A 26,387-nucleotide genomic window follows, 5' to 3' on the forward strand; every position below is an offset into this window, starting at 1 on the left:
ATCTAATGGGCCATAAATACGGCTAGCGTACCTGTGCAGTGGTATGTTGCAGATTGGTCTCAGCACAATCCTGTACCTCATGCGAATGACGGACATGAAAATTAATTTTGCCATTCGTTACCACAGCTTCAGAACCCAGATAACTCTCCATCCGATCCATATCATGAGACACCATTAGAAAAGTCATTCGGTGATGTTCATGCATATGCGTAATCAGTTCAAAGAAACTGGCCTGTGATTCAGCATCAATACCTACGGTAGGTTCATCCAGAATCAACAGATCCGGGTGATTGATAAGCGCTCGTGCCAAAAATACACGCTGCTGCTGTCCGCCGGACAATTGACCAATACGTTTGTTCGCCAGATCCTCGATCCGCATGACCTGCATCGCATCCGTGCACTGTTGCTGACATTTGCGAGACATACGACGGAACATGTTTTTGTTATTATACAAGCCTGACATGACCACTTCACGAACGGTCGCAGGAAACAACGGGTTAAATGCATTCTTTTGAGGCACATACCCGATTCGGTCCCAGTCCTTGAACCTGCGGATCGACTGTCCGAATAGTTTGATATCTCCCTGCGCAGGAGGAAGAAGTCCTACCAGCATGCGCAGCAATGTCGTTTTACCCGCCCCATTGGAACCGATAATCCCGACAAAGTCCCGCTCCTGGGCCATAAAATCGAGATTCTCAATCACTCGCTGGTCCCCGTAGGAAAATGATAGTTTCTCGATCTCTATAATTGGATCATGACATAGTGGCATGATTTGCTGCATGGCAAAGCCGCCCTTCATTATATATAAGAATCCCATAGCGTCCTAAGAGCCTTCACCGTGAACGGTAAAGACTCTTCGATCTGAATTCTTCATTCTATCTTATTTTAATGCGATCAGCAGATTTTGCAAATTTTTCTCCATGAGGGTGAAATAATCATCCCCGTTTGTTGCCTGCTCCTTGGTCAATCCCTCAACCGGATTAAGGACCATGGTCTCCACTCCTGCTTCACTTGCCAGTGTTTTCGCCAATTTGTCAGATACTAGCTCTTCGAAGAAAATGTATTTAATGCCTTCATCTTTAACGAGTTTCGCAAGCTTCACAATATCCTGTCCTGTCGGTTCAGCATCCGGGGAAAGTCCCATAATGGCATGCTGGGTTAATCCATAATCACGTGCAAGGTAGCCAAACGCTTGGTGCGAGACAACAATTTCGTTGTTTGGTACGTTAGCCAATTCATCTGTAAAACGCTGATCCAGCGTCTCAAGCTTCGTACGAAGCGCTTCATAACGTTGTTCGTAACCTGCTTTGTGATCAGGATCTGCCTCGACCAGACTATTTTTGATGTTTTCAGCCATGATCATCGCTGATTTCGGACTAACCCACGTATGTGGATCAATATGATGATCAGCGACATCTTCACTGGTAGCCTCATCCGTATGTTCATCTGCATGCTCGTCTTTGTGCTCTTCGCCGTGACCGTGCCCATCATCACCCTCAGCAGTTAACAGCTTAACACCTTCGCTGACGGCAACAGACTTCACCTCTGTATCGCTATTCAACGACTTCAGGAAATTTGGCACCCATCCTTCCAGTCCAGCTCCATTATAGAGAAACAGCTGTGCCTTGGACGTATTAACGATATCCTGACTCTTCGGAGTCCAGTCATGTGGCTCTACTCCCGTTGGCAGCAGGTTAATAACATTGGCATCCTCACCACCAATTGCAGTCGTAAAAGCATATACAGGATAAAATGTCGTCACAACGTTTACCTTGCCTTCCACAATCTTCGCATTATTGGAACTATCCTGCCCACACGCTGACAATACCAGCAAAGTGAGAATAAGCAAACCCGTCCACAGTAACTTCATGTTGCCTCTTTTGCTCGTCTTCCCTATCCGGTTATCCTGAGCTTGATGTTGCACTTTATAAAATGTCATTATGATTCACTCCGCATCTCTTAATCGTAAACATTACTGAAAGAATTATAGGTAACCTGAACCTACTTGTCAAGCTATCCCGTCCTATTCATTCTTTCCTGAAGTACGGAGTTCATAACAGTATATGCTTGTTCTCTTCCCTTAAGATGCGATTTATATCAACAAAAAAAGGGGCCCGAATTACATCGGGCCACCTTGTGTCATTTTTATGACAGAATTTGAATCAATTTCATAACTCAATTCTTATTTCACTTGTGCGCCATTAGGCATGTTGTCTGGTACTGTAGCAAGTGTAAGCTGGTCGCCATGCGATGCTGCAAGGATCATTCCCTGAGACAGTTCACCACGAAGTTTCACCGGTTTGAGGTTGGTCACACAGATGACTTTGCGTCCAACCATCTCTTCTGGCGAATAGAACTTCGCAATTCCAGATACAACCTGGCGCTGCTCATAACCCAGATCGAGCTGCAATTTCAGCAACTTATCCGCTTTTTTGACCGGTTCACAGGCAATGACTTGCGCGACACGCAGTTCAACTTTGGCAAAATCGTCAATACCGATCTCTTCCGTACCTTCAGGTGCGGTTACCGGTTCAACAGGTGCTGAAGCTCCAGCATCTGCTTGACTTGCTTCAGGCTGTGCTGCTTTTTGGCCACCAGTCATTGCTTCGGAGATATAAGCAATCTCCTGTTCGGAATCCAAACGTGGGAAGATTGGATCACCTTTTTGCAATGCGTTTCCAGTTGGAACCAGACCCCATTGCTTGGCTGTATCCCAAGCCGTAAGTTCACCTTCCTGAATGCCGAGCTGTGCCCAGATTTTATGAGGAGCACGTGTCAGGAACGGTTGCAACAAGATGGAAGCAATTCGCAAGCTTTCGATCAGGTGAGCCATAACGGATGCCAATTCATCACGTTTTGCTTCATCACGAGCCAGCGCCCATGGCTGCGTCTCATCAATATATTTGTTGGTGCGGCTGACAAACTGGCTGATCGCTGTCAGTGCTACGGAAAACTGCAGGTTTTCCATCGCCTGTTCCACTTTTTCCACCGTAGCATGGCCTGCTTCTTCCAGCGAAGCATCAAATTCCGTTACATTCGATGCAAACGCAGGGGCTTTGCCTTCAAAATATTTGTCTACCATGGCAACGGTACGGTTCAACAGGTTACCCAGATCGTTCGCGAGGTCGGAGTTAACACGCTCTACGAAGCTCTCCGGTGTAAACGTACCATCGGAACCAAACGGTACTTCACGCAGCAGGTAATAACGCAGTGCATCGAGACCGTAACGGTCAATCAGAGTCACTGGATCAACGACATTACCTTTGGATTTGGACATTTTGCCGTCCTTCATCAACAACCAGCCATGTGCAAACACTTTCTTCGGCAAAGGCAAGTCCAGCGCCATCAACATAATTGGCCAGTAGATCGTATGGAAACGAACAATTTCTTTCCCTACCAGATGAACATCCGCAGGCCAGAACTTGTTATACAGGGATGCATCGGATGAACCGTAGCCCAGTGCTGTAATATAGTTGGACAACGCATCAATCCACACATAAACCACGTGTTTTGGATCGCCTTTAACTTTGACGCCCCATTCAAATGTAGTCCGCGATACGGCCAAATCTTCAAGACCTGGCTTGATGAAGTTGTTGATCATCTCGTTCTTACGGGATTCCGGCTGAATAAAGCCCGGGTTCTCTTCATAATATTTCAACAAACGATCTGCATATTTGCTCATACGGAAGAAGTAAGATTCTTCTTTGACCAATTCAACTGGGTGTCCGCTATCCGGGCTCTTGGCCGAGATAATCTCACCATTCTCATTCTTCTCTACATCCACCAGTTGAGTCTCTGTGTAATACGTCTCATCCGGAATGCTGTACCAGCCTTCGTACTCACCTTTGTAGATATCTCCCTGTTTCAGCAAACGGTCAAAGATATCCTGAACAATGGTTTTGTGACGTTCTTCGGTTGTACGGATAAAGTCGTCATTGGAAATGTCCAACTTGTTCCACAGTTCCTTGATCCCCACAACGATATCGTCGATAAAAGCTTGCGGTGTCTGTCCTTTCTCTTGTGCCTTGCGCTCAATCTTCTGGCCATGTTCATCGGTTCCTGTCAGATAATGAGCATCATAACCGCGTAGACGCTTGTAACGAACCATCGCATCTCCCGCCACAGTTGTATACGCATGCCCAATATGCAATTTGTCACTCGGATAATAAATCGGGGTTGTCAGATAAAATGTTTTTTGGTCAGCCATGAATGACTTCTCCTCCTTCAAATGTTCCTGCTTCATGTGATCCCTTCGTCCAAATCAACTAAAAAAGAACACAAAAAACTCCCGCCCCTATGGGACGAGAGTTGCTCTCACGTGTTACCACCCAAATTCCCCATGTTTTTCACAAAACACAGGCTCTGTCGGTCCTTCGACCGCCCATTAACGCTGGATCACGCCTCAGCCTTACGACAGCAGCTCTGAAATCACTGTCTGCACGCTCGAAAGAGGTTCCTCCGGGACCATATTCCATCCTCCTCCCAGACCGGTTCTCAGCTCATCCGGCTCTCTGCACTGGGGGTGTGTCTGTACTTATCCCTTCACTGGAAATCATATAGAAGTTGTTCAAAAAGTTAAAACCAGACTTTTTGAACTTGCACATATAGGAAAAATATACTGAAATGCGGACCCCTTTGTCAAGTGGACAGCATACTCAAGTTCAATCCTAGCCTGCTTCCAGGCCACCCGAATACTTCAAGTTACACCGTTACTCTGATACCATCATGGATTTCTCCGCCTTTGGTGGCACCAGATCTACACCGCCTGGATGAAACGGGTGACATTTGGCAATACGTTTCGCTGTTAACAACGAACCTTTGAGCGCACCGTGCACTTCAATCGCCTCCATGGCGTAAGCCGAACAGCTCGGATAGAACCGACATGTTGGCGGTGTTAATGGAGAGATATAGTTGCGGTACACCCGAATGGGTGCCTGAGCAATTCTGCGCGATAACTTCATGGTCAGTGCTTCCCATGAGCGTGCGTATGTCCCGATGCCGCTTTGGCCGGAGCATGTTCTGCACAGTCCTTACAATATCCAAATACCTCGAACTTGTGGTCTACAACCTGAAATTGCTCAGGCGCATCCGCAAGCTGCATCGGGCAAAAAATAATAGGATATGTCTTCTGACACTTCAGACAGATCATATGATGGTGATGATGATCTTCACTACAGTGCGCTTTGAATTTAACGCCATCTTCGAAGATGACCTGTTCCAGTACACCCAGTTCCTGCATCACCCGCAAATTACGATATACTGTGTCAAAACTCAGTCCGCTGTAAGTCTTACCCATATATTCATAGACGTCCTTGGGTGTAAGATACCCCGGAGACTCGGCAAATAACCGGGCCAGTGTTTTCCGCTGATCGGTAATGCGAAGCCCCTGTGAGGACATGGTCGAAATAATCTGTTCTGTCGACAGCATGATCTAAAGCACCTCCTGTCATACGAGCATTTTGCATCATTCATAGAGCGACAGTTTATTCGGCAAAAGCGAAAACTTTTGCTTTCTTGTATACCTCTAATAATGCATCAAATTACGATTAGAGTCAACGAAGACACCGGGTTAGGTCATTCCAACCTCACATAAAAAGGACTCCATGCACATGCATTGCCATCAGTCTAGCTTGAGCTAATGACATTACATTTTGATGGAGTCCCTTCCTGACGGTTCAGATGATCAATCGTTCGGGCGACTTTTGGGGTGAACGGGTATATATGATATAAGCTTTCACTCCAAACCGTCCGTGCATGTTCATGGTATTACTTTTCAGCCGGAAGCGGCGTGAACAGCAGGTTAACAGGCAAGTTACTTCCTGGTGCCGCCGAGAAGAGAATAGTTACACTCTCGCCGTACGAACCTGTGCGATACATTACGCTTTGCTCATTAGGTGCAGTTACAGATTTACCTGTGGAAATCTGAACGACCTGTCCATTCACGAGTGCCACACCTGAATATCTGCCTCCACGAGGGTTGAATGAAATCAACGTGCGCGGAGCAACATTATTCAATGTAATTTTGTACAATACACCGAAGTTACCTGCGTTGGACGCTTCAGTGAAAGCCATAGGGTCCGTTCCCACAAGGTTTGGATCACTTGCATTGTCTCCAAGTGGAAGACGTGCAGGTTTCGACCCTACTTCTTGGTCATACGTAATGATCCGTGTTGCATTTGGATAGGTACCACGGTTGTGAACTCCATCACGATCCAGAACCGGTAGGCTCGATAACACTTCCATCGGGTCCTTGTTTTCTTCAATCATGATAATGTTGTAATCCAATTCATAGTCACTGAATACATCCGAATACAAGGAAATGACTTGTCCCTGTTTCATCGGAAGAACGCTCAGATCATTAAGAATCAGCTTGCTTTCTCCTGGCTGGATGTACACTTTCTTTTGTCCGGTACCATTCTGCATGGACTGGAACCAACGGTCAATGGACAGCTTTCCAGCTACCGTTGCAAAAGGAGACGGTCCTGCAAAACCCATGTTTTGCTGGTCAATGGACGCCGTGTATGCATTGTTATTTGTCGCTACAACATACATTTTCACGTTTTTGCCCGTGTTGTTCACATGGTGAATCATGAAGCGTGTCTGTCCAAAGGAAGATTCCTTGTACACAATGCCTTCCGTATTCACGGTTTCCGGGCTGTTACTGCGGATCAGCAGACTCGGTTCATCGTAATAAGTGAAAGGTACTTTCTCCAATGCCGGTACTCCACCACCGTCAAAAGTGAACTTCTCACCGACTGGTGTGAACAATTGATTAAAGTCAGTCACACTATAAAGTGTTTCTCCCGTAATATTGATCATCTTGGTATAGCTATCGCTAGCACCATGTTTATCGGTAACTGTAATCGTTACGGTCTTCGGTCCTGGAACAAAGAATGCAAGTGCATTGTTATCCCATTCGGTTTTTACAATTGCATTCTCATCATCTGTGCTTTGATCAATATAAGTGATTTTCTCACCCATTTTGTATTCTTCTTTATCTGTCGTAAACATTGCGACAGGTGGCAGATTTGGTCTTTCAACCTTAATCGTAACCGAATACGGATCACTCCATTGACCACTTGAATCCTGGACCGCATAGGTTACTGTGTATACACCTGGTTGGTCGAATGAATCCTGACGGCCTGTCCAACGCTCATCTACAATGCTGAGTCCCTTGGGAGAGCTGGATCTGGTTGTGTAGGTTACCTGATCTCCGGCAAAAACCTCTTTTTGTACCGTGAAGCTTGCCACCGGTTTGGTACTCAGATTCAATACAACCGTTTTGGCAGATTGATTTACTCTATACGTAATATCCAGAGCCTGTGTAATTGATGTCAACGGCACCATGAACGTATTTTTTTGTTGATAAGCCGCGCCCTTCATCGTTCTGGACACACCATTAACGGTATAGATCTTGCTGTTTGTTTTGAAACGCAACTCATCTTCACCACTAATAATGATCGTTTCTTTAGTTGTGTTATCATATTTAACATCATAGCCAACCCGATCAACGAGAGCACGGATCGCTACATAGGATACACCATTTTTAACAGCCATCGGCTGTCCAGCAAGATACGTTTTGCCATCTTGCATCATTTTATTACTGTTCATATAAAGAGTGAGGTCTCCACCCCTGCCTCCAGCAACAGATGAACCACCTGTAGATGGTTGCTCCACTTCTACTGGTGCAGGTGCTGGTGTTTCCTCAGCTGTACCTTCTTCGTCCGTAGGTTCAATTACCGGCTCAACAGGAGTCGCGTCTGTTCCTGTAGGAACATCTGTCTCAGGGTTCACTTCTTCTGTTGTTTCATTATTTGATGTTGGAGTGTTTGTTCCGGATTTCACTTCGGATTCCGCGATGGTTTGTTCTTTCTTCAAAACCTCCACGGATTTAACTTTGGCTGTATTCACTGATGTAGTATCGCTCTGATCTGCTGATTGTGCATTGGCAGGAATCACTGCAAACGCCTGAAACACAGCAAAAGCGGTAAGTATGGACAATTTCTTCTTCAAATTCATTCTTTGTCTTTGGCTCCTTCTGCTCCCATTTTATAAATATCCCCCTCAAAAAGTCATATTATTAGACGCTTGGAACCGGGAAAAGTTGCTAAAAAGTTAAGAGGAGAATTGTAAACTTTTAATAGAAGGAAAATACTATGAAAATAGTTATCTATTAATTATCTTTTTGGCATTCGTATCCCAAAATTAACCAATAGAAAATTTCAATAAAAAAATCTCTCTCCGATGTGGTCATTCAGCACCATATCGCAGAGAGATGTAAGGATTGAATAGGCCTAGCGCAAACGGACAGGCAGACTTCCTGTTGGCTGCAGTCCACCGGTTAACACATGGGACAATACCCGAACAACTGCAGGTGTATTCTCATACGTACAAACATAACTACCCGGCCTCGAAATCTCCAGCAGATCATATGGATTGCGCAGAGCAATCACAATCAGCGAATGATTCTTACTAAGCTTTTCAACCAAATACTGTTGCCCTTTCGGAAGATGACCTGCCGATGTGTACGTACATACGATAACTTGTTCACTCTCCGACACTTCCGCCAATATCCGATCTGCTTCATCATAAGTGGGCTGAGTTGTAATGATGTGCTCGCGAACTCTGCCTCTCAGTTGCGATAGCGCCATACCCAGCGATTCTGTATGAGACCATGGTTCATCCACCTCTGTACGTTGCACAACCTCAGGCCAGATGACATATACGTCCTTCTCTGGGTCCAATGGCAGCAGCCCATCATTATGAACGATGGTAATACTGCTTGAAGCAATCATGAACAACGTTGATTCGTTGGGCTCACTGGGTTTAGTGGATTCAGTGCAATCAAAAGGTTCAACATCGGTTGCTTCGACCGTTTCACTCGCTTTCGGCGAAACCAGATGATCATTCTGCTGGCCACAGCGCTTTTTTTTCCATGTCATAATGCGTTCAACCGCCTGATGAATAACCTCTTCCGAAATGCGCCCCGTTCGAACTGCTTCGTATATGCCTTCCAGCGCAGCAACCTGATCTTGCAAGGTATGACTCACCAGAATCAGATCTGCTCCTGCTTCCACAGCACGAACGGCAGCTTCAGCTACCCCATATGGCTTGGATATCGCATGCATTTCAAGACAGTCTGTAATAATAATGCCTTCAAAACCCATTTCCTCACGTAGCAGACCCGTTAACACCTTATGTGACAACGTTGCCGGAATGGGCTCGGGCTCAATCGAAGGGAACATCACATGAGCTGTCATAATAGCATCAACTCCGGCCTCAATCGCCTTGCGGAACGGCAATAACTCCATCTGTTCCAGCCTGTTTCGATCATGAGGTACCGTAACCATACCAAGATGAGAATCTACGGCGGTATCTCCGTGCCCCGGAAAATGTTTGGCAGTAGCAGCTATGCCCTGTGATTGATATCCGGTGATGGCTGCTATGCCATGAGCGGCCACACTTTCAGCATGTTCACCATACGAACGCACACCGATAACCGGGTTAAGCGGGTTGTTATTCACGTCGACCACTGGCGCAAGGTTCATATCAATACCGATGCTTTTTAACTCACAACCCAGAATTCGAGCACACTCCAGTGTATATTCCGGATTGCCTGTCGCACCAAGCGCCATATTACCCGGCACTTGGGTCATTCCCTCTTGGTCAATCCGTGCAACCATGCCACCTTCCTGGTCCACCGAAATCATGAGTGGTAGAGCCCCTGCTTCAGCAGCCATCTCTTGCAGTTCGGCGGATAGCCGTGTCAATTGATCTACACTTTCGACATTACGCCGGAAATAAATTACACCCCCGACGTGATAGTCACGGATTAAACGAGTAATCTGTTCATCTGCGTGCTGACTGTGAAATCCACACATCAACAATTGGCCTACCTTTTGCCCCAATGTCAGATCATTCAAGGGTTTCATTCGACCTCTCCTCCCGTTTCCCTTGGTACTACAAACCCAATTGTTTACTCTGCCTGTACTCGGAGGGTTTCATGTGGAAGTGTTTATGAAACACCTTGGAGAAGTAACGGCGCTCTTTGAAACCTGTGGCTTCCCCAATCGCTGTTATGCTCCATTCAGTTGTACTCAACAATAAAGCGGCACTTTCCATCCGTTTCTGCGTCACATATTCCACAAAAGTAACACCCATTTGGGTTTTAAATAGCTGGCAAAAGTATCCCGGGCTGATTCCAAGCCAATCTGAGACTTCATCTATTCCCAAGTCCTGTTGCAGCCGTGCGTCCATATACTCACATGCAGAGAGGATCAGTTCCGATACAGAAGGACGTGGTTGCGTTTGTTTGCCCTGAGAGGCATGGGTAACAACCTCTGCAAGTTCAAGGAGTTCCCTCATGGAGACGGCCCCTTGCAGTGCATTCCAAAAATTCACTTCGTGCTCTTCAGCGAGGGCCTGTACTTCGCGCAGTTCCCGAAGCATGTGTACAAGCATAAACCGAAGATTGGTTTCATCTATCTTGCTGAAGGATTGTCCTGAATTCCCCATTTGCTGTTTAAGCCGCTCCAATACATCACGTAACCCCTGCTTGTTCCCTTGACGAATCCACCGAGTAACAAGCTCCAGATCTTCTCTTGTAATCCATGAGTTAGCCCCTTTGGAGGCCGTATGATCATACGATAAGGTGGTTTCGGGACAACTCGCCTTCAGCACCTTGTCTTCACTCTCCGAATGGAACATCAGTATTTTTTGACAATGCCGGTATCGCTCCAGAATTTGACTTTCCAGGTTCACGGGCACATCATCCTGAACAACCCTGACCTTCACTCTTGAATCCAAGGACAATATCGCATTTAATTCGAGACACAGTTGATGGGCCAGTTCCTCTGAGCGACGTTTCCATTCACCTGATGCCTCCAGCAAGATGCACCACTCCCCTTTGCGGGTCGAAAGAATCTGACAGTCCCCCTCAATACTCTCTGCTACTTCCCTAAGTCTGGAACTTAAGGTCTCATGCCATCGTTGATGCTGAAGCTCGGACCAGCCGATAGAATGGCGAAAATAACCGACCGCATCCACCAGCAGCAACGTATACGGTGTAGCAGTTGTTATGAATTCAGGAACAGAGGCAGGATAGGCAACCTTCAACGGTGCTTCTCCTCGCAACAGGTCAATCAACTGTTTGTGTCTGATCCAGCTTTCCATCTCTTGGCTGCGATAACGTTGCGATTCGTTTTCCTGACGTCTCTTCTGGATCTGCCCGGCAAGTTCACGCAGTTTATGTTCAAGATTCAGATAATCAATTGGCTTACATATGTATTCATGTACGTTATACTTGATAGCGGTTCGAGCATATTCAAACTGCTGATAGCCGGTCAGCAAAATAATCTCACACGTTTCACCCTGCTCTCGCAGCAAACGAATAAGTTCCAATCCATCCATAGACGGCATCCGAATATCACACAAGAGAATGTCTGGATGACTTTCTGTTACTTTTCCCAGCGCTTCTACACCACTTCTCGCTGTACCTGTGATTTCAATCCCCATCTCTTCCCAGGGTAAAATGTAGTTCAGATTCTCCAGAATCGGCAGCTCATCGTCGACCAGCATTGCAGTCAGATTCATCCGGCTTCCTCCTGCTCATATAATGGAATGATGCATCGAATAACTGTGCCATACCCCGGTGCTGAACATATAAATATGCCATACCCGGCCCCGTATTGAATACGAATTCGATCTGCCACACTTCTTAATCCCAATCCCCTGCGTTCCGTTATGGACGATAATGATTCAGCCCCTTCCGCGAGCATATCTTCCGGTGGATCTTCTGCCATATACTCAAATCGTGCGAGCATTTCCTGGGGAATACCGATCCCATTATCCTCAACACATAACACCAGATGACCCCGTTCCGCATATGCGCTTATCCGCAGTACACCTGGGTAGGTGATCCCCTCAAACCCGTGTTGAATGCTATTTTCCACCAGAGGCTGAAGGGTAAGCTTAAGCAGAATTGAGCTGTATAGATGGGGTGGAATGTCAATCTCATAGGTGAACAAATCACTGAATCTGTACTGTTGAATCTCCAGATAACTCTGCAAATGCCTTATTTCCTCACCCAGCGGAATCTCCTCCTGATCCTGAATGCTGATACGAAGCATATTGCCAAGTCTGGTCACCATCTCGCTTACTTTGCGGCCCTCCCCTCGTAGCGCTAATCCATTAATGGATTCCAATGTGTTAAACAGAAAATGAGGTTTGATCTGGGCCTGTAGTACACGCAGTTCCGCTTGGGCCTTCTGCTCTTGCTCTGCCCGAACACGACGGAATAATCCTCCGATCCGATCCAATAGTTCATTGAACCCTTGCGCAAGCAGCTGCATTTCATCGAATCCTTTTCCTTCCACCCTCGCATTAAAGTCACCATCATCCACACGACGCATAAACCTTACAAGTACAGCAATATTACCCGTAATGCGATTCATGAAAAAAAGATTAAAGATCATCGCTGCGAGCAAGCATGACAGAATAATGATGACAGACCAACCGGCAAAGGCATTGGTTTCCGCAGATAAGGCTTCCCATGAAGTCACACTGACGAGGCTCCAGTTATAGTTCTTCAGATGATATTGCGAAATGATGCTCTCTTTGCCGTCAAAGACCGTTCTGACACTGCTAAAACCGGGACCGTAACGGCTGGATTCAGCACCAAGGTTTTGCATGTTCTCACCGTTATATATACCTGCAGGATCATAGACGATCAGCCCTTCTTCATTAATTAACAGGAATGATGTATCCTGTGCCGAATCGCTGATTTGCAGGTGACGGAAGATCCGGTCGATCTCTCCTTTTTTGATCTGAACAACAAGCACGCCGATATTTTGAAAATAACTGAGTTCTTTGACCAGTCTGATCTGGGTGAAGACAGGCTCTACCCCAGTTAATTCGGGATATTCGAGAGGTGCGAGCCATTTAGGCACGCCATTAAGTTGCTGAATTTCGTTGAATAAGGGATGCACTTTGAATTGCTGAAAAGGAAGGGCTTGAAAATTTTCTTTGGTGAAAATGGAGACAATCTGGTTGTTCTCGGACGAACGCAAATCATATAAAAAGGCATAACTAATGAACGGATAATTATATAGAAGGGAACGGAAATTGCGCTGGCTGGCATTCAGAGATAACTGATTACCGGTTCCCAGATCCTGCTTGGTCGGATCTTTGGCGTTCAACGCCATTTGAAAAACCGATGTCGCTATCCCGTTGTCGGTCACATTGTTAATCTGCTGAAATACATTCTCGATATTGTAGCTGATGGCCTGAAGCGCATACTCGGCCTGTTGATTGTATTTTTTCTCAATCGTATGTGATGTGACCAGAAACATGCCAATGCCTAGCGCACACATCGGTACAATAATCAGCAGCAGAAATGCCAAGGCCAGCTTCATTCGCAAGTTCATATCCCGTTCTCCCTATTAACTGGTTCATGGTATTAACCTTTGACACCACCTGCAGTTACTCCTTCTATAATTTTCTCCTGGAGTATAGCGTAGATCACAAGTACAGGTACAACGCTGTATACAATACCTGCCGACATCTGGGCATAGTTCATCTGATATTGATCCCGAAACTGGACCATGCCCACTGGCAGCGTACGCAATTTATCGGTGGATAAGAAATAGTTGGCGAGTAAAAATTCGTTCCAGTTGCCGAGGAAATTAACGATAAAAACGGTAACAATAGCCGGAACCGTAAGAGGTATCACTATTTTAGCAAAGATACCCGGTGCCCTCAAGCCGTCCATGACAGCCGCTTCCTCAATCTCCCCAGGCAGAGAACGCATAAAAGCCGCCAGGATAATAATTGTAAACGGGATCGCATTGGCCACATAGGGCACGATCAACGCCAGATGCGTATCCAATATGCCCATTTTGCGTACAAGCAGATAAATCGGCAGCATGAGTGCATTGTTGGGAATAAGCATACCCGCCAGAATCAGACTGTACAGAAACAGGCTCCATTTCCGGTGTCTCATCCGGGTTACGGCAAAAGCAAACATGGCACCGAGCACAATCGTACACGCCGACGATAAAATCGAAATGTACAGGCTGTTCCAGAAATACGTACCAATCTTGGCATTCACCCAAGCCTCCACATAATTGTTAAACTCCCATGTTGTAGGCAAACCGAATGGATTCAGGGCGATTTCATTGTTATCCTGCTTGAAGGAAGAGAAAATTACAAATAAAAAGGGAAACAAAATCGCGATCAAATACAACATTAACAACACATGAGGTATACTGCTTTTTATGCTTTTCGCCATCAATATTCCACCTTCTCGCCCCGCCTCGCCACCAGCAGTTGATACACCGCAGTGAGCACAAGCGTCAGAGCAAAGATCAGCACTGCAATGGTATTGCCATAGCCATATTTGAAGTTGGTAATCGCATATTTGATCATGTATGTCGCCAGAACCTCGGTGGACCCAGCGGGCCCACCTTTGGTCATGACAATCACGATGTCGGCTGCTTTCATGGCACCTGCGATGGACAACATAATCACCACTGAAATGATCGGCCGGATCAGCGGCAACGTAATTCGCATTGCACGTTGTACCGCCGTTGCACCATCGATTGCGGCCGCTTCATCCAGATCACGGGGAATCGCCAGTATGGCCGCCAGCACCATGACAATGTAAAATCCCGTCCACTGCCAGGCATTGGTCACCAAGATGGACAACATGGCAAATCGGTTATCCGATAACCAGTAGATTGGATCGATTCCCAGCACATGAAGCATTTTGTTTAATAGCCCGATATTCGGTTCATAGATGAATCCCCATAAAATACCGATAACGGCTGTCGACATGATGGATGGTAAAAAAACAGCGGTTTTATACAGACCTTTCAGCCTTTTCACATTGGCAATCAGAAGCGAAAACAGGACGATCAGGGGTACCTGAATCAGTACCGAAAATCCGATGAAAAAGCCGTTATTCCTTGTGGAAATCCAAAACCGTTCATCGGTCAGTGCCTTCACATAATTGGATAAACCCACAAAACGTGGCTCAGCCGATACCCCATTCCAACTCGTCAGACTGTAATACAGGGAGCTACCAATAGGGTATAGAAAGAACATTACAAACAGAATTAGGGCTGGCATTACAAACAACGTATAGATTAACGGGCTGCGGAGTGAAGTATTCATGGTCAGCCTCCTTCAGTCACTTCAACGATCGCAGTTTCGACTTGAATTCGTTTATTCCACTGAGGCGTTTGCTTCCTCTTGCACCTTTTGCAGCTCTTCTGCCATTTTCTCTGGCGTCGTCTGCCCACCAATCAACTTCTGAATCTGCAGATTGCTGATCTCTGTCGTCACATCGGCCTGAACAAGTGCATCAAATGCCGGGAACGACGTCTTGGACGCATTAAGCACAGCCACAATTTCTTTCATCAGATCATCGGTAATGCTATCGGTCAGCACTTTCTCGTCCAGCTTCATGGCAGGCAACACACCGTCTTCCACAAGGCCGCGGATCTGCATATCTTCATTGTAGAAATTTTTGATAAAAGCTTTCACTGCGTCCAGCTTCTGCGGGTCATCCGCCACTGCTGCCGAGAATCCGTATCCATTGTTCACATCTCGCATCAAAGACGTCTGATCTCCTGCTCCGTTCTCTACCGGAGGCATATTGAAGAATCCAACCTTGCCAATGAGCGATTCACCGCTCTGACCTTCCTTAAATACAGATGATTTCCATGTTCCGTCATACATTAATACCACTTCTCCACTTGTAAATTGCGTGGTATATTCGGCATACTCAAAGCCCAGTTCACCTTTTTTGAAATAACCCTTATCCACCCATTCCTTATGTTTGGCAAAACCTTGCACAACACCCGGATCGGTCCACTTCGCTTCACCTGTTGCAAACTTTGCGGTAATCTCCGGCCCGGCATACCGGGACCACAGATGGTTGGTTAACATAAGCGGCACCCAGCCCGCCTTAGATGCGGAAGCAAGCGGCACTTTGCCATCAGCCTTGATCTCAGCCAGTATATTGTCCAGTTCAGCCATGGTAGTTGGGGCTTTCCATCCTTTTTGTTCAAAGTACTCTTTATTATAGAAAAAACCTTCGCCCGAACCGCCAATTGGCAGTCCATATACTTTGCCTTCATACGTAAACGGTTCAAGGGATGTAAACTGGTCCTGAATGCCCAGCTCTTGCAGGATTGGGGTCAGATCAAGCAGCATACCTTCCTTGGCATAAACTTTGGAATCCGGGCTACCGAACAGTTCAAATATATCCGGCGGGTTACCTGCCGCCATCTCTCCGCGAAGCTTTTCCTTACGATTCACATCGGATTCGACACCATCCAGCGTAAAGGTTAGATTAGGTATCTCACCTTCAACTTTGTCCACAACATCCTGCAGAATGGCCAGTCTTTTCTGTTTGTCGGCTCCCACCTGTGTGTGGCGGAGAAGCATTTCAACCGGTTCCTTACTTGTTTCCTCCACAGGTGTATTGCCTGCGCCTTGCTGTGGCTCGTTACTTGAGCTTGCACATCCCGCCAAAGTCCATGAAGTGATAAGCAATAATGAAAGCAGTAATGTCATTCTTTTTTTCATCTGGTTGACCCTCCTCAAGATATTGAGCATTTGGCTTTACACTCTGATTATAAAAAGCCGGAGCTTACATCGTAAGGATGACAATTCATCAATGGAGGGATAAAATCCTTCACTGGACAAAAAACAGCCCCTGCGAAACATGTTCGCAAGGACTGCTTGGTTGATTGTTTTTACAATATATAAAGGTTAGATCACTTACCGGAACAAGCCACGCCAGCTGTTTCCTGGCGACCTTGTTCGATCAGGCGATACGCCCGCTCCACTTCTTCTTCACTTGGTGAAGGAACTCCATCCAGTGGATATACTTTACCGAGCGCCTCCCATTTGTAGATCCCCATCTGATGGTATGGAAGAATTTCGAACTTCTCGACGCCATTTAATGTTCCAATAAACCGTCCGAGGTTAAGCAGATCCTCTTCCTCGTTATGAATACCAGGCACATACACGTGGCGTATCCACATTTTCCGACCTTGCTCCGATAACCACTTGGCTGTTTTCAACGTTCTCTCGTTGGATTTGCCTGTCAACTTGATATGTTTCTCATCATCAATATGTTTGAGGTCCAGCAGAACCAGGTCTGTGTGATCCAACAGATCGTGAATCCGTTCCGGTTCGTTAAAACCGTTGCTATCCAGTGTCGTATGCAATCCCCAGCGCCGCTTCACTTCCTTGAAGATCTCGGCTACAAAGTGGGCCTGTAACGTTGGTTCTCCGCCAGATATCGTGAGCCCGCCTCCAGAGCTGCGGTAGTAGGATAGATACGGCTCAATTTCAGCCAGTACCTCCTCAAGCGTCATTTCTTTTCCACCATCCAGCGCCCAAGTATCAGGGTTGTGGCAATATTGACATTTGAGTAGACATCCTTGCATAAAAAGCACAAAGCGGATGCCTGGGCCGTCAACCGTCCCGAAAGTTTCGAGTGAATGAATATGTCCGTTAACCATGCTGCCTCTTCCTTTCTGTATCCGCATCCGCTGTGCGTTTAATATGATTTGGAATACCTTGCTCTAGCGGTCTTCTACTAGCAAATTACTTACATCGAGCCATGGAACGTACGGTTGATGACATCCAACTGTTGTTCACGAGTCAATTTAATGAAGTTAACGGCATATCCGGATACCCGTATAGTCAGTTGTGGATAGTTTTCCGGGTGATCCATCGCATCAATCAATTGCTGACGATCAAATACGTTAACGTTCAGGTGATGAGCGTTTTGACCGAAGTAACCATCCATCATCGCAGTCAGATTGGATTTACGTGTAGTCTCCTCTTTACCCAATGCTTTTGGCACGATGGAGAAGGTATTGGAAATCCCGTCAAGACTGTGTTCATAAGGCAATTTGGCTACCGAGCCAAGGGATGCCAGTGCACCTTTTTTGTCACGACCATGCATTGGGTTTGCACCTGGAGCAAATGGTTCACCTGCTTTACGACCATCCGGTGTAGTCCCTGTTTTCTTACCATATACCACGTTGGAAGTGATCGTCAGAACGGATTGTGTTGGAACTGCGTTACGGTAAGCTTTGTGCTTGCGAATCATGCCCATAAAGTTCTCGACCAGTTCAACAGCAATGCTGTCTACGCTGTCTTCATTGTTACCGTAACAAGGAAAGTCTCCTTCGATTTCGAAATCAACAGCGATGCCTTGTTCGTTACGAATTGGTTTTACTTTGGCATATTTGATCGCACTCAGTGAATCTGCTGTAACCGACAGACCAGCGATACCACAAGCCATCGTACGTACAATGTCACGGTCATGCAATGCCATTTCGATACGCTCATAGCTGTATTTATCGTGCATGTAGTGAATGACGTTGAGGGTGTTCATATACAGCTTAGCCAGCCACTCCATCATTGGTTTGAAGCGTTTCATAACCTCATTGTAATCCAGCACTTCGCTAGTGATGGCAGGATACTCAGGTCCAACTTGTGCTCCGGATTTCTCGTCACGACCACCGTTGATCGCATACAGGAGAGCTTTTGCCAGGTTGGCACGAGCGCCGAAGAATTGCATTTGTTTCCCGATCTTCATTGCCGACACACAGCAAGCAATACCGTAATCGTCACCGTAGATTGGACGCATCAGATCATCATTTTCATACTGGATTGAGCTGGTTTCGATGGATACTTTACTGCAATAATCTTTGAAAGCTTCTGGAAGTTTCGTTGACCAGAGAACAGTCAGGTTCGGTTCTGGTGCAGGACCCAAGTTGTGCAGTGTATGCAGGAAACGGAAGCTGTTTTTGGTTACACGTGTTTCACCATTCACTGACATACCACCGATGGACTCAGTCACCCATGTTGGATCTCCACTGAACAGTTCGTTGTAATCCGGTGTACGCAGGAATTTGACAATCCGCAGTTTCATGACAAAATGGTCAACCAATTCCTGAGCCTGTTCTTCGGACAAAATGCCTTCTTGCAGGTCACGTTCAATGTAGATATCCAGGAAAGAAGATACACGTCCGAGTGACATCGCAGCACCGTTCTGTTCTTTGATCGCAGCGAGATAACCGAAGTACAACCATTGGAATGCTTCTTTAGCTGTAGTCGCTGGCAAGGAAATATCGAACCCGTGCATATCGCCCAATTGCTTCAATTCTTGCAATGCGCGAATCTGTTCAGACAATTCTTCCCGCAGACGAATGACATCTTCATCAATAACATCAACTTCGAGTGCATTCAGTTCGCCTTTTTTGTTACGAATCAGGAAGTCTACCCCGTACAAAGCTACACGACGATAGTCACCGATGATTCGGCCACGGCCGTAAGCATCTGGCAGACCTGTAATAATCCCTGCTTTACGCGCTGCACGCATGTCGGAAGTATAAGCATCGAATACACCCTGGTTGTGTGTTTTGCGAATGTTTGTAAATATATCAATGACGCCCTGTGGCATTTCAAAGCCATATGCCTCACATGCGTCAATCATCATGCGAATTCCGCCTGTTGGTTGAATGGAACGTTTGAACGGAGCATCGGTCTGAACGCCGACAATCTGCTCTTTGGATTGATCCAGATAACCGGGTTGGTGAGAAATAATAGTACCTGGTGTGTTCACGTCAACGTCAAGGACACCGCCGTTATCCCGTTCTTTTTTGGTCAGATCAGATACGATCTCCCACAATTCTTTGGTATTCTGGGTTGCACCTGCGAGAAATGCTTCGTCACCGTAATACGGAGACAAGTTGTGTGCCAGAAAATCATTCACATCTACGGATTTGGTCCATGTTCCTTTGGTAAAGTTTCTCCAGCCTGTTTGTTGTTTGACATCTTTTTCAATCACCGACATCGTAATCCCTCCACTAATTTGGATTTCTGGACACATAACATCTTGCTTCATTCGTAGCATTGTGTGCCCAGAGCCGCGATTAATGTGAATTGTTTCACATAAACCGGAACATGTTCTCTCTACTTGGGAACCGGAACCGCGGGATGAATGTTTTTCTTACATTTTCAGTATACGACTTGGGGCTTTCATCATCTGTGATTTTTGTCACAAAGCCAGTGAACTAACTCACTCCACCTGCGCTGTGTCCCATTGACCCCTGTAAATTCACACTTAGCCACTGCGCGGGCAGAACAACTTCCGATCGCTGTTATCCCCGGATTTTTTCAATTTTATATTTCAAAGGGGAAAATCCGGGGATAAAGGCGAACGCTCCGCTTCTTCAGTTTTTTCTGCCCACTCCGTTATTGTGTGAACATCTGGCTCAAACAGCCACATCACGGATTCCGTGTAACCTCTCTAGAACCCTTTTGCTCCTCTATGCTCGGAGCAAACCAAATCTTAGAATAAATCCTGAAAAACAGATGCTCGCTCTTCTGTTTTTCTGCCCACTCCGTTATTGTGTGAACATCTGGCTCAAACAGCCACATCACGGATTACGTGTAACCTCTCTGGAACCCGTTGCTCCTCTATGCTCGGAGCAAATCAAATCTTAGAATAAACCCTGAAAAACATACGCTTCGCTCTTCTGTTTTTCTGCCCTCTTCAGCATGGTGTGAACATCTGGCTCAAACGGTCACATCACGGATTCCGTGTAACCTCTCTAGAACCCTTTGCTCCTCTATGCTCGGAGCAAATCAAATCTTAGAAAAATCCTGAAAAACAGATGCTCGCTCTTCTGTTTTTCTGCCCTCTCGTTATTGTGTGAAAGACGGCAATCGGGGCTCCCCTCTCGGGGAACCCTGATCTTCTTGCCGTAAAGCACGCTTTGTTCTAAATTTATTATTCAAACTTTCCGTAGAAAGCGTTGCGGTATACATCAGCCAGTTCAGTTACCAACGGCAACTTCGGATTGGCGGTTGTACATTGGTCTTCGAAGGCACGGTCAGCCAGATAATCGACATGTGCTTCAAAGTCTTTGGCATCGAATCCGATCTCTTGGAACGATTCTTCAATACCCAATGTTTTGTTCAGTTTGCGAATCGCATTGATAAGACTGGTTACGCCTTCTTCTGTTGTGCGAGCAGGCAATCCCAAGATACGGGCAATTTCGGCATATCGCTCATCCGCTACAAAGTGTGAATATTTCGGGAACGATGCAAATTTGGTCGGTTTTTTTGCGTTGTAACGAATAACGTGCGGCATCAGGATTGCATTGGTGCGTCCGTGTGCGGTGTGATACTGACCGCCCCATTTGTGCGCCAAGCTGTGGTTAATGCCCAGGAATGCGTTGGCAAACGCCATACCTGCAATTGTGGAAGCATTATGCATTTTCTCACGTGCCAGTTTATCGCCTTGCAGTGCAGATTGCTCCAGGTATTGGAATACCAGTTGGATTGCTTTGATCGCAAGTCCATCCGTGTAATCATTTGCCATAACAGATACATAAGCTTCAATCGCATGCGTCAGTACGTCCATACCTGTATCGGCAACCGCTGTTCTAGGCAGGGAGTATACGAACTCCGGATCGACAATCGCTACGTCTGGTGTCAGCTCATAGTCGGCCAATGGATATTTGGTGTTACCTTGATTTTTATCTGTGATAACCGCGAACGATGTCACTTCAGATCCCGTACCGGATGTGGTTGGAATTGCTACAAATTTCGCTTTTACACCGAGACGTGGATATTTGTAGATCCGTTTGCGGATATCCATGAATTTCTGTTTCAAATCGTTGAAGTCTGTGTCCGGATATTCATAGAACAACCACATGGCTTTCGCAGCATCCATCGGTGATCCACCGCCGAGTGCGATAATGCAGTCTGGTTGGAAGCGGCGCATCATTTCGGTTCCGCGGTCTACCGTTGTTGTGGATGGATCTGGCTCAACATCGGAGAACACTTCGATCGCTACTGGCATTTGGCGTTGACGCAGATAGTGTTCTACCTTTTCAACATATCCAAGCTTCACCATCATGGCATCCGTAATAATGGCCACACGTGTGATGTCAGGCATTTTGGCAAGATACTGCGTTGCCCCTTTTTCGAAGTAGACTTTGTTCGGCACTTTGAACCATTGCATATTCACGGTACGGCGAGCCACCCTTTTCACATTGATTAAGTTCACAGCGGTTACGTTGGAAGAAGTCGAGTTACGTCCGTATGATCCGCATCCCAGTGTCAATGACGGCATGTTTGTGTTGTAGATATCCCCAATGGCACCGTGTGTGGATGGTGAGTTCACAATAATCCGTCCAGTTTGCAGACGATCTGCGAATTTGCCAATCACTTCTTCATTTGTTGAATGGATAACCGAGGAGTGACCCATGCCGCCAAAAGCAACCACTTCTGCTGCACGTTCAATGCCCTCTGCTGCCGTTTTAACTTTGTAACAAGCCAGTACCGGGCTTAATTTCTCAGCCGACAATGGGAATTTTGTACCTACCCCTTCAATCTCGGCCACGAGAATTTTGGTGCCTGCTGGAACTTCAATACCGCACAATTTCGCAATGCTTACCGCAGATTGACCAACAATCGCCGGGTTCACCGCACATTTCTCGGCATTAATCGCACCTGCTGTCAATTTTGCTGCTTCATCTTTGTTAACAAAGTAACAGCCATTTGCGATCATTTTTTTCTTCACTTGATCAAAGATTGGTTCTTCAATAATGACCGCTTGCTCGGAAGCACAGATCATGCCGTTGTCGAAAGACTTGGACAGAATCAAATCCGTTACTGCCTGATTAATATCCGCGCTTTTCTCGATAAAGCAAGGTACGTTACCCGGTCCTACGCCCAGTGCAGGTTTACCACAGCTGTACGCTGCACGTACCATGCCTGATCCGCCTGTTGCCAGAATGAGAGCCACATCATTGTGATTCATCAGTTCGTTTGTACGATCCATGGAAGGATCATCAATCCACTGGATACAATCTGCTGGTGCACCATGTTTCACAGCCGCTTCCAGCAGGATTTTGGCAGCTTCCCGGCTACAATTCTGTGCAGATGGGTGGAAGCCAAAGATGATTGGGTTACGCGTCTTGATGGAAATCAATGCTTTAAACATCGTCGTTGATGTTGGGTTGGTAACTGGTGTAATACCCATGATGATGCCGACCGGCTCCGCAATTTTCTGGAAGCTTTCATACTCGTTATCTTCAATCACACCTACGGTTTTATCGTACTTGATGCTGTGGTACACATATTCTGTTGCAAATATATTTTTGGTGATTTTATCCTCATACACTCCGCGGCCTGTTTCTTCTACGGCCATCTTGGCGAGCATCATGTGTTTATCCAGACCCGCAAGTGCCATCGCTTGCACAATCCGGTCAATCTGCTTCTGGTCCATCTTCATGAATGCGGCGTGTGCTTTATTCGCTTTGTCGATTAACGTTTGAATATACTGACCTGCTGTCGGTTCTTTTGCTGGGGCGACTTCGTTCTTTACAGCCATCTCCCTCATCCTCCTAAAGGTTCGTATTAGTTTGTCTCTCTCGTTTACATTCACATCGTAACATGACAATAAACTTAATTATGTGATTTTTTTCACAAAGTATAACAAATTTAATTTAAGTTTTGTAGTGTCCTTCATACGACCATTTTCACTTCCTATTTAAAATATAGAGCTGTAAAATTCATCCTCTCCATTAAAAGTGAATTTTATCACAATGTTTGAAATTTCGTCATTTTTGCCCCCTTTCCTTCCCCCTCAAACGGTAAGATTAGGTATATACTGAACTTAAAAATTGAACCACCGCAATTTGTACCGTCCTTCCTCCCGGCCGAGATGACCCTGATCAGGACGGCAACGGTTTGCGGCGAACCTCGGAGGCTACTGCTTACTACAGAAGGTCGTCCGATGGACATAAAGGGGAGATAGACTTATGAGAGAACTAACAACTGTACTGGAAAAGCGCGGTAATACTAACTGTTTCTCGGAAGCAAATTTCAACCATCTGCTGGTTACCATGAAAGATAGAACCTATCCGGAAGGTACACATCTGTACTGGGAAGGCGACATCTCTGACAAACTTTATTATATGAAACGGGGCCGTGCCCAGATCACCAAATCCACGGATGAAGGCAAGGAACTGATCATGTACATGTATCAATCCGGTGATATGATTGGGCAGGCTGATCCCTTCTTTGGCTCTAAACACAGCTTCTCAGCGGAAGTATTGGAGGACAGTGAGATCGGTGTACTGGAACATAAAGACCTGGAAATGTTAATCTGCCAGCATTGTGACTTCGCGATCGATTTTATGAAATGGATGGGCATCCACCACCGGTTGACACAGACCAAATTCCGGGATCTCATGTTATACGGCAAACCGGGTGCACTCTGCTCCACCCTCATTCGGTTGTCGAATTCGTATGGTGAGCCTCATGGAGAGCATGTCATTATTCACAAAAAAATTACTCACACGGACCTGTCCAATATGATTGGAGCCACTCGTGAAAGTGTAAACCGCATGTTAAGCGACCTGCGTAAGAAAGATGGGATTGAATATGACAATGGCATGATTGTCATCAAAGATCTGAAGATGCTGCAAGGAATCTGTCACTGTGAGCTTTGCCCGAACGAGATCTGTCGTATTTAATATTTGATTATGCTAATCGGAAATTGCTTATATATTTCAATGAAAAAAAGCCCAGTTCTCTAAAAAGAGATTGGGCTTCTTGGTATACTTAGGATGCATTGGTTAATTCAAGCTTAACCGCATCACGTGGATTCAATTTCATGTCCAGACCATTTTCCATTAATTCTTTGTCATTCACCATAATGACCCACCGCTCATTCATACGAGGCGTGACATTCTCGACCGAAACGACAAATTTGTTATTCTCCGACATTCTTACAATGCCGCTGGACTTCAACACATCACGAACTGTGCACTCTTGAACGTAGACGCCGGCATATTGACGATTAAGGGTTGGCATAATGTTTCCACCGCTAACCTTGAGTAACGTTGTCTGATATGCAACGCCATCCCCCCCACTGTCAGCGGCTTTCACGTAAATGATCACTTCATCTTTGGCATGAAGCTCCATGTCCCAATCTTCCTGTTCAATATCCTTGCCGTTTAATTTGACAGCCCAGCTCAGCGAAGAATCCAGAGAAACTTCACCCACGGATTGAATCCGCTTGCCATCTGCCGTAAAATCAACCAGTCCGCTATTGAGTAATGCTTTTTTGAGTGTCAAACCCTCACTAAAATCTCGCTTAATGGACTTTGTTGCATCAGGCAAAAACGTACTGCCATCTACAGCCACTGTGATTGTATTCGCTGTTTCTGTCTCTTTGACAATTGGCTGCTCAGAAGGCTGTGTCTCACTACAACCAGCCAAGATCGCCAGTAGGAGCAAACATACACCTATGTAACCGGGGATTTTCTTCATCATGTAGGTAACACCACCCTGCGTAAAATCATTCACCCTGTTGTCCATAACCTCTATTATGGCACAACCTTCGGCAAAAAAAAGTGTCAAAGCCGTTACTTTTATAGGGTACCGCCTCCAAATAAGGCTTGTACAAGAAAGAGAGCCTGCACACAGGCTCTCCAATCTATATCATTTTTATGTTCTCATTGGTTAGGTTATCATTGGACACTAGCCTGCATGTATGTCCGTCCTCCATCGCCATCTTTCAGATATGGATTAAGCCCGAAGAACTGCTCCTCAGATACGTATACACCTGTCAGCAATCGCCCTTCAAGCAATCCACCGTCAACCTGCACGCAACATGAAGGTGCGTCTACATACTCCTGATACAACGGAATCTGCCCATATTGTTGATGGACCTTGAATACCTTCCCTTGCTCATGCAAAGGGCGTTCCGAGAAATAGGTAGGCACAATGTAACGGGCAATGACATCCAGCTCCTGCACGCTATAAAAGGGTTCATCACCAAGCCATGGTGCAAACATTCGAATCTTCTCATATTGAGACCAGACAACCGCCTGAATCAGCATTTCTGCCTGAACCAACCGACCTTCTCCCACATCTAAAGCCAATTGCTTAGCTTGCATAGTTTCTTCCATCTGAGACATCGTTGAATCAGGTTGTCCCAGCTCACATCCGATACACTTCCAGCCCCTGGACGTTTGAATCCATTTTTGCAGCACCGCCGGAGCTAATCTCGGACCATCGCTGTTCACAGAATGCGTATTCACTTCGGCAAGATCATCCTTAACCGAACGGGAATAGGCTGTGCGCTTAAACAACTCTGCAGCTTTTTTGTAAATTAGATGGACCTGAATGGATGCGCTCTCAAGTTCTGCAATATCTTTTTTGCCGTAGCGTACTTCACGGGATAAGCTTTCTTCTCTCATGACAAGTGGGCCTCCTTCGCTCCGGCCGTCTGTGGCCATTTTCTATAGATTATACTACAACTCATGACAACATGT

18 protein-coding genes are annotated in these 26,387 nt (G+C 46.1%); 1 reads left to right on the plus strand and 17 read right to left on the minus strand.

Annotation, left to right across the window (positions count from 1 at the left end; all coding sequences use genetic code 11):
* Positions 1-22: 22 nt before the first annotated feature.
* The 15 genes from MHH92_RS19600 to adhE all read right to left on the minus strand — a co-directional run bounded on the left by MHH92_RS19600 (position 23) and on the right by adhE (position 23,434).
* Positions 23-781, minus strand: coding sequence for a metal ABC transporter ATP-binding protein (locus tag MHH92_RS19600; protein ID WP_036614907.1), 759 nt, complete (start codon positions 779-781; stop codon positions 23-25).
* Between the two features lie 99 nt (positions 782-880).
* Entirely contained in the window at positions 881-1,939 is a 1,059-nt protein-coding gene (locus tag MHH92_RS19605; RefSeq protein WP_445744675.1) for a metal ABC transporter solute-binding protein, Zn/Mn family, read from the minus strand.
* Positions 1,940-2,182: 243 nt separating this feature from the next.
* A complete protein-coding gene (gene metG / locus MHH92_RS19610) occupies positions 2,183-4,207 on the minus strand; it encodes a methionine--tRNA ligase (RefSeq protein WP_036614420.1) in 2,025 nt (674 codons plus the stop codon).
* 502 nt (positions 4,208-4,709) lie between these two features.
* A complete protein-coding gene (gene yidD, locus MHH92_RS19615) occupies positions 4,710-4,961 on the minus strand; it encodes a membrane protein insertion efficiency factor YidD (protein WP_017687565.1) in 252 nt (83 codons plus the stop codon).
* 2 nt (positions 4,962-4,963) lie between these two features.
* On the minus strand, positions 4,964-5,428 hold the full coding sequence (locus MHH92_RS19620) for a Fur family transcriptional regulator (RefSeq protein WP_017687564.1): 465 nt from the start codon (positions 5,426-5,428) through the stop codon (positions 4,964-4,966).
* Positions 5,429-5,766: 338 nt separating this feature from the next.
* Entirely contained in the window at positions 5,767-8,019 is a 2,253-nt protein-coding gene (locus MHH92_RS19625; RefSeq protein WP_340905760.1) for a stalk domain-containing protein, read from the minus strand.
* A 275-nt stretch (positions 8,020-8,294) separates the two neighbouring features.
* Positions 8,295-9,932, minus strand: a complete 1,638-nt coding sequence (gene nagZ / locus MHH92_RS19630; RefSeq protein WP_340905762.1) for a beta-N-acetylhexosaminidase — start codon at positions 9,930-9,932, stop codon at positions 8,295-8,297.
* A gap of 28 nt (positions 9,933-9,960) precedes the next feature.
* Positions 9,961-11,592 (minus strand): response regulator transcription factor, encoded by a 1,632-nt coding sequence (locus MHH92_RS19635; RefSeq protein ID WP_340905764.1) that lies wholly within the window; start codon positions 11,590-11,592, stop codon positions 9,961-9,963.
* Positions 11,589-13,424, minus strand: a complete 1,836-nt coding sequence (locus tag MHH92_RS19640; RefSeq protein WP_036674969.1) for a cache domain-containing sensor histidine kinase — start codon at positions 13,422-13,424, stop codon at positions 11,589-11,591. Before MHH92_RS19640 ends, MHH92_RS19635 begins: the two co-directional genes overlap by 4 nt.
* Positions 13,425-13,456: 32 nt before the next feature.
* Positions 13,457-14,287: a carbohydrate ABC transporter permease gene (locus tag MHH92_RS19645; RefSeq protein ID WP_100527173.1), complete on the minus strand. Its 831-nt coding sequence runs from the start codon at positions 14,285-14,287 to the stop codon at positions 13,457-13,459.
* The gene (locus MHH92_RS19650; RefSeq protein ID WP_036674966.1) at positions 14,287-15,171 is read right to left on the minus strand and encodes a carbohydrate ABC transporter permease; all 885 of its coding nucleotides are present in this window, start codon (positions 15,169-15,171) and stop codon (positions 14,287-14,289) included. Before MHH92_RS19650 ends, MHH92_RS19645 begins: the two co-directional genes overlap by 1 nt.
* Before the next feature lie 51 nt (positions 15,172-15,222).
* Complete coding sequence (locus MHH92_RS19655; protein ID WP_036674965.1) at positions 15,223-16,590, minus strand: ABC transporter substrate-binding protein; 1,368 nt, start codon at positions 16,588-16,590, stop codon at positions 15,223-15,225.
* A gap of 191 nt (positions 16,591-16,781) precedes the next feature.
* Complete coding sequence (gene pflA, locus MHH92_RS19660; RefSeq protein WP_076215706.1) at positions 16,782-17,534, minus strand: pyruvate formate-lyase-activating protein; 753 nt, start codon at positions 17,532-17,534, stop codon at positions 16,782-16,784.
* An 89-nt stretch (positions 17,535-17,623) separates the two neighbouring features.
* Entirely contained in the window at positions 17,624-19,882 is a 2,259-nt protein-coding gene (gene pflB, locus MHH92_RS19665) for a formate C-acetyltransferase (RefSeq protein WP_036614438.1), read from the minus strand.
* A 939-nt stretch (positions 19,883-20,821) separates the two neighbouring features.
* Positions 20,822-23,434, minus strand: coding sequence for a bifunctional acetaldehyde-CoA/alcohol dehydrogenase (gene adhE, locus MHH92_RS19670; RefSeq protein WP_074095716.1), 2,613 nt, complete (start codon positions 23,432-23,434; stop codon positions 20,822-20,824).
* Positions 23,435-23,864: 430 nt separating this feature from the next.
* On the opposite strand from adhE, the gene MHH92_RS19675 reads away from it, so the two are divergent.
* Positions 23,865-24,581 carry a Crp/Fnr family transcriptional regulator gene (locus tag MHH92_RS19675; RefSeq protein WP_036614443.1) on the plus strand — a complete coding sequence of 239 codons (717 nt, stop codon included), beginning with the start codon at positions 23,865-23,867 and terminating at the stop codon, positions 24,579-24,581.
* An 88-nt stretch (positions 24,582-24,669) separates the two neighbouring features.
* Here MHH92_RS19675 and MHH92_RS19680 read toward each other — a convergent pair whose 3' ends face one another.
* Both MHH92_RS19680 and MHH92_RS19685 read right to left on the minus strand, forming a co-directional pair.
* The gene (locus tag MHH92_RS19680) at positions 24,670-25,383 is read right to left on the minus strand and encodes a hypothetical protein (RefSeq protein WP_017687552.1); all 714 of its coding nucleotides are present in this window, start codon (positions 25,381-25,383) and stop codon (positions 24,670-24,672) included.
* A gap of 197 nt (positions 25,384-25,580) precedes the next feature.
* A complete protein-coding gene (locus MHH92_RS19685) occupies positions 25,581-26,312 on the minus strand; it encodes a hypothetical protein (RefSeq protein WP_340905770.1) in 732 nt (243 codons plus the stop codon).
* Positions 26,313-26,387: the final 75 nt, after the last annotated feature.

The sequence above is a fragment of the Paenibacillus sp. FSL M7-1414 genome (assembly GCF_038003195.1).
GTDB lineage: Bacteria > Bacillota > Bacilli > Paenibacillales > Paenibacillaceae > Paenibacillus > Paenibacillus amylolyticus.

Coding starts and splice junctions, on each gene's coding strand:
- MHH92_RS19600 (WP_036614907.1), bottom strand. CDS start 781: ATGCAGCAAATCATGCCACTATGTCATGATCCAATTATAGAGATCGAG.
- MHH92_RS19605 (WP_445744675.1), bottom strand. CDS start 1,939: ATGACATTTTATAAAGTGCAACATCAAGCTCAGGATAACCGGATAGGG.
- metG (WP_036614420.1), bottom strand. CDS start 4,207: ATGGCTGACCAAAAAACATTTTATCTGACAACCCCGATTTATTATCCG.
- yidD (WP_017687565.1), bottom strand. CDS start 4,961: ATGAAGTTATCGCGCAGAATTGCTCAGGCACCCATTCGGGTGTACCGC.
- MHH92_RS19620 (WP_017687564.1), bottom strand. CDS start 5,428: ATGCTGTCGACAGAACAGATTATTTCGACCATGTCCTCACAGGGGCTT.
- MHH92_RS19625 (WP_340905760.1), bottom strand. CDS start 8,019: ATGAATTTGAAGAAGAAATTGTCCATACTTACCGCTTTTGCTGTGTTT.
- nagZ (WP_340905762.1), bottom strand. CDS start 9,932: ATGAAACCCTTGAATGATCTGACATTGGGGCAAAAGGTAGGCCAATTG.
- MHH92_RS19635 (WP_340905764.1), bottom strand. CDS start 11,592: ATGAATCTGACTGCAATGCTGGTCGACGATGAGCTGCCGATTCTGGAG.
- MHH92_RS19640 (WP_036674969.1), bottom strand. CDS start 13,424: ATGAACTTGCGAATGAAGCTGGCCTTGGCATTTCTGCTGCTGATTATT.
- MHH92_RS19645 (WP_100527173.1), bottom strand. CDS start 14,287: ATGGCGAAAAGCATAAAAAGCAGTATACCTCATGTGTTGTTAATGTTG.
- MHH92_RS19650 (WP_036674966.1), bottom strand. CDS start 15,171: ATGAATACTTCACTCCGCAGCCCGTTAATCTATACGTTGTTTGTAATG.
- MHH92_RS19655 (WP_036674965.1), bottom strand. CDS start 16,590: ATGAAAAAAAGAATGACATTACTGCTTTCATTATTGCTTATCACTTCA.
- pflA (WP_076215706.1), bottom strand. CDS start 17,534: ATGGTTAACGGACATATTCATTCACTCGAAACTTTCGGGACGGTTGAC.
- pflB (WP_036614438.1), bottom strand. CDS start 19,882: ATGTCGGTGATTGAAAAAGATGTCAAACAACAAACAGGCTGGAGAAAC.
- adhE (WP_074095716.1), bottom strand. CDS start 23,434: ATGGCTGTAAAGAACGAAGTCGCCCCAGCAAAAGAACCGACAGCAGGT.
- MHH92_RS19675 (WP_036614443.1), top strand. CDS start 23,865: ATGAGAGAACTAACAACTGTACTGGAAAAGCGCGGTAATACTAACTGT.
- MHH92_RS19680 (WP_017687552.1), bottom strand. CDS start 25,383: ATGATGAAGAAAATCCCCGGTTACATAGGTGTATGTTTGCTCCTACTG.
- MHH92_RS19685 (WP_340905770.1), bottom strand. CDS start 26,312: ATGAGAGAAGAAAGCTTATCCCGTGAAGTACGCTACGGCAAAAAAGAT.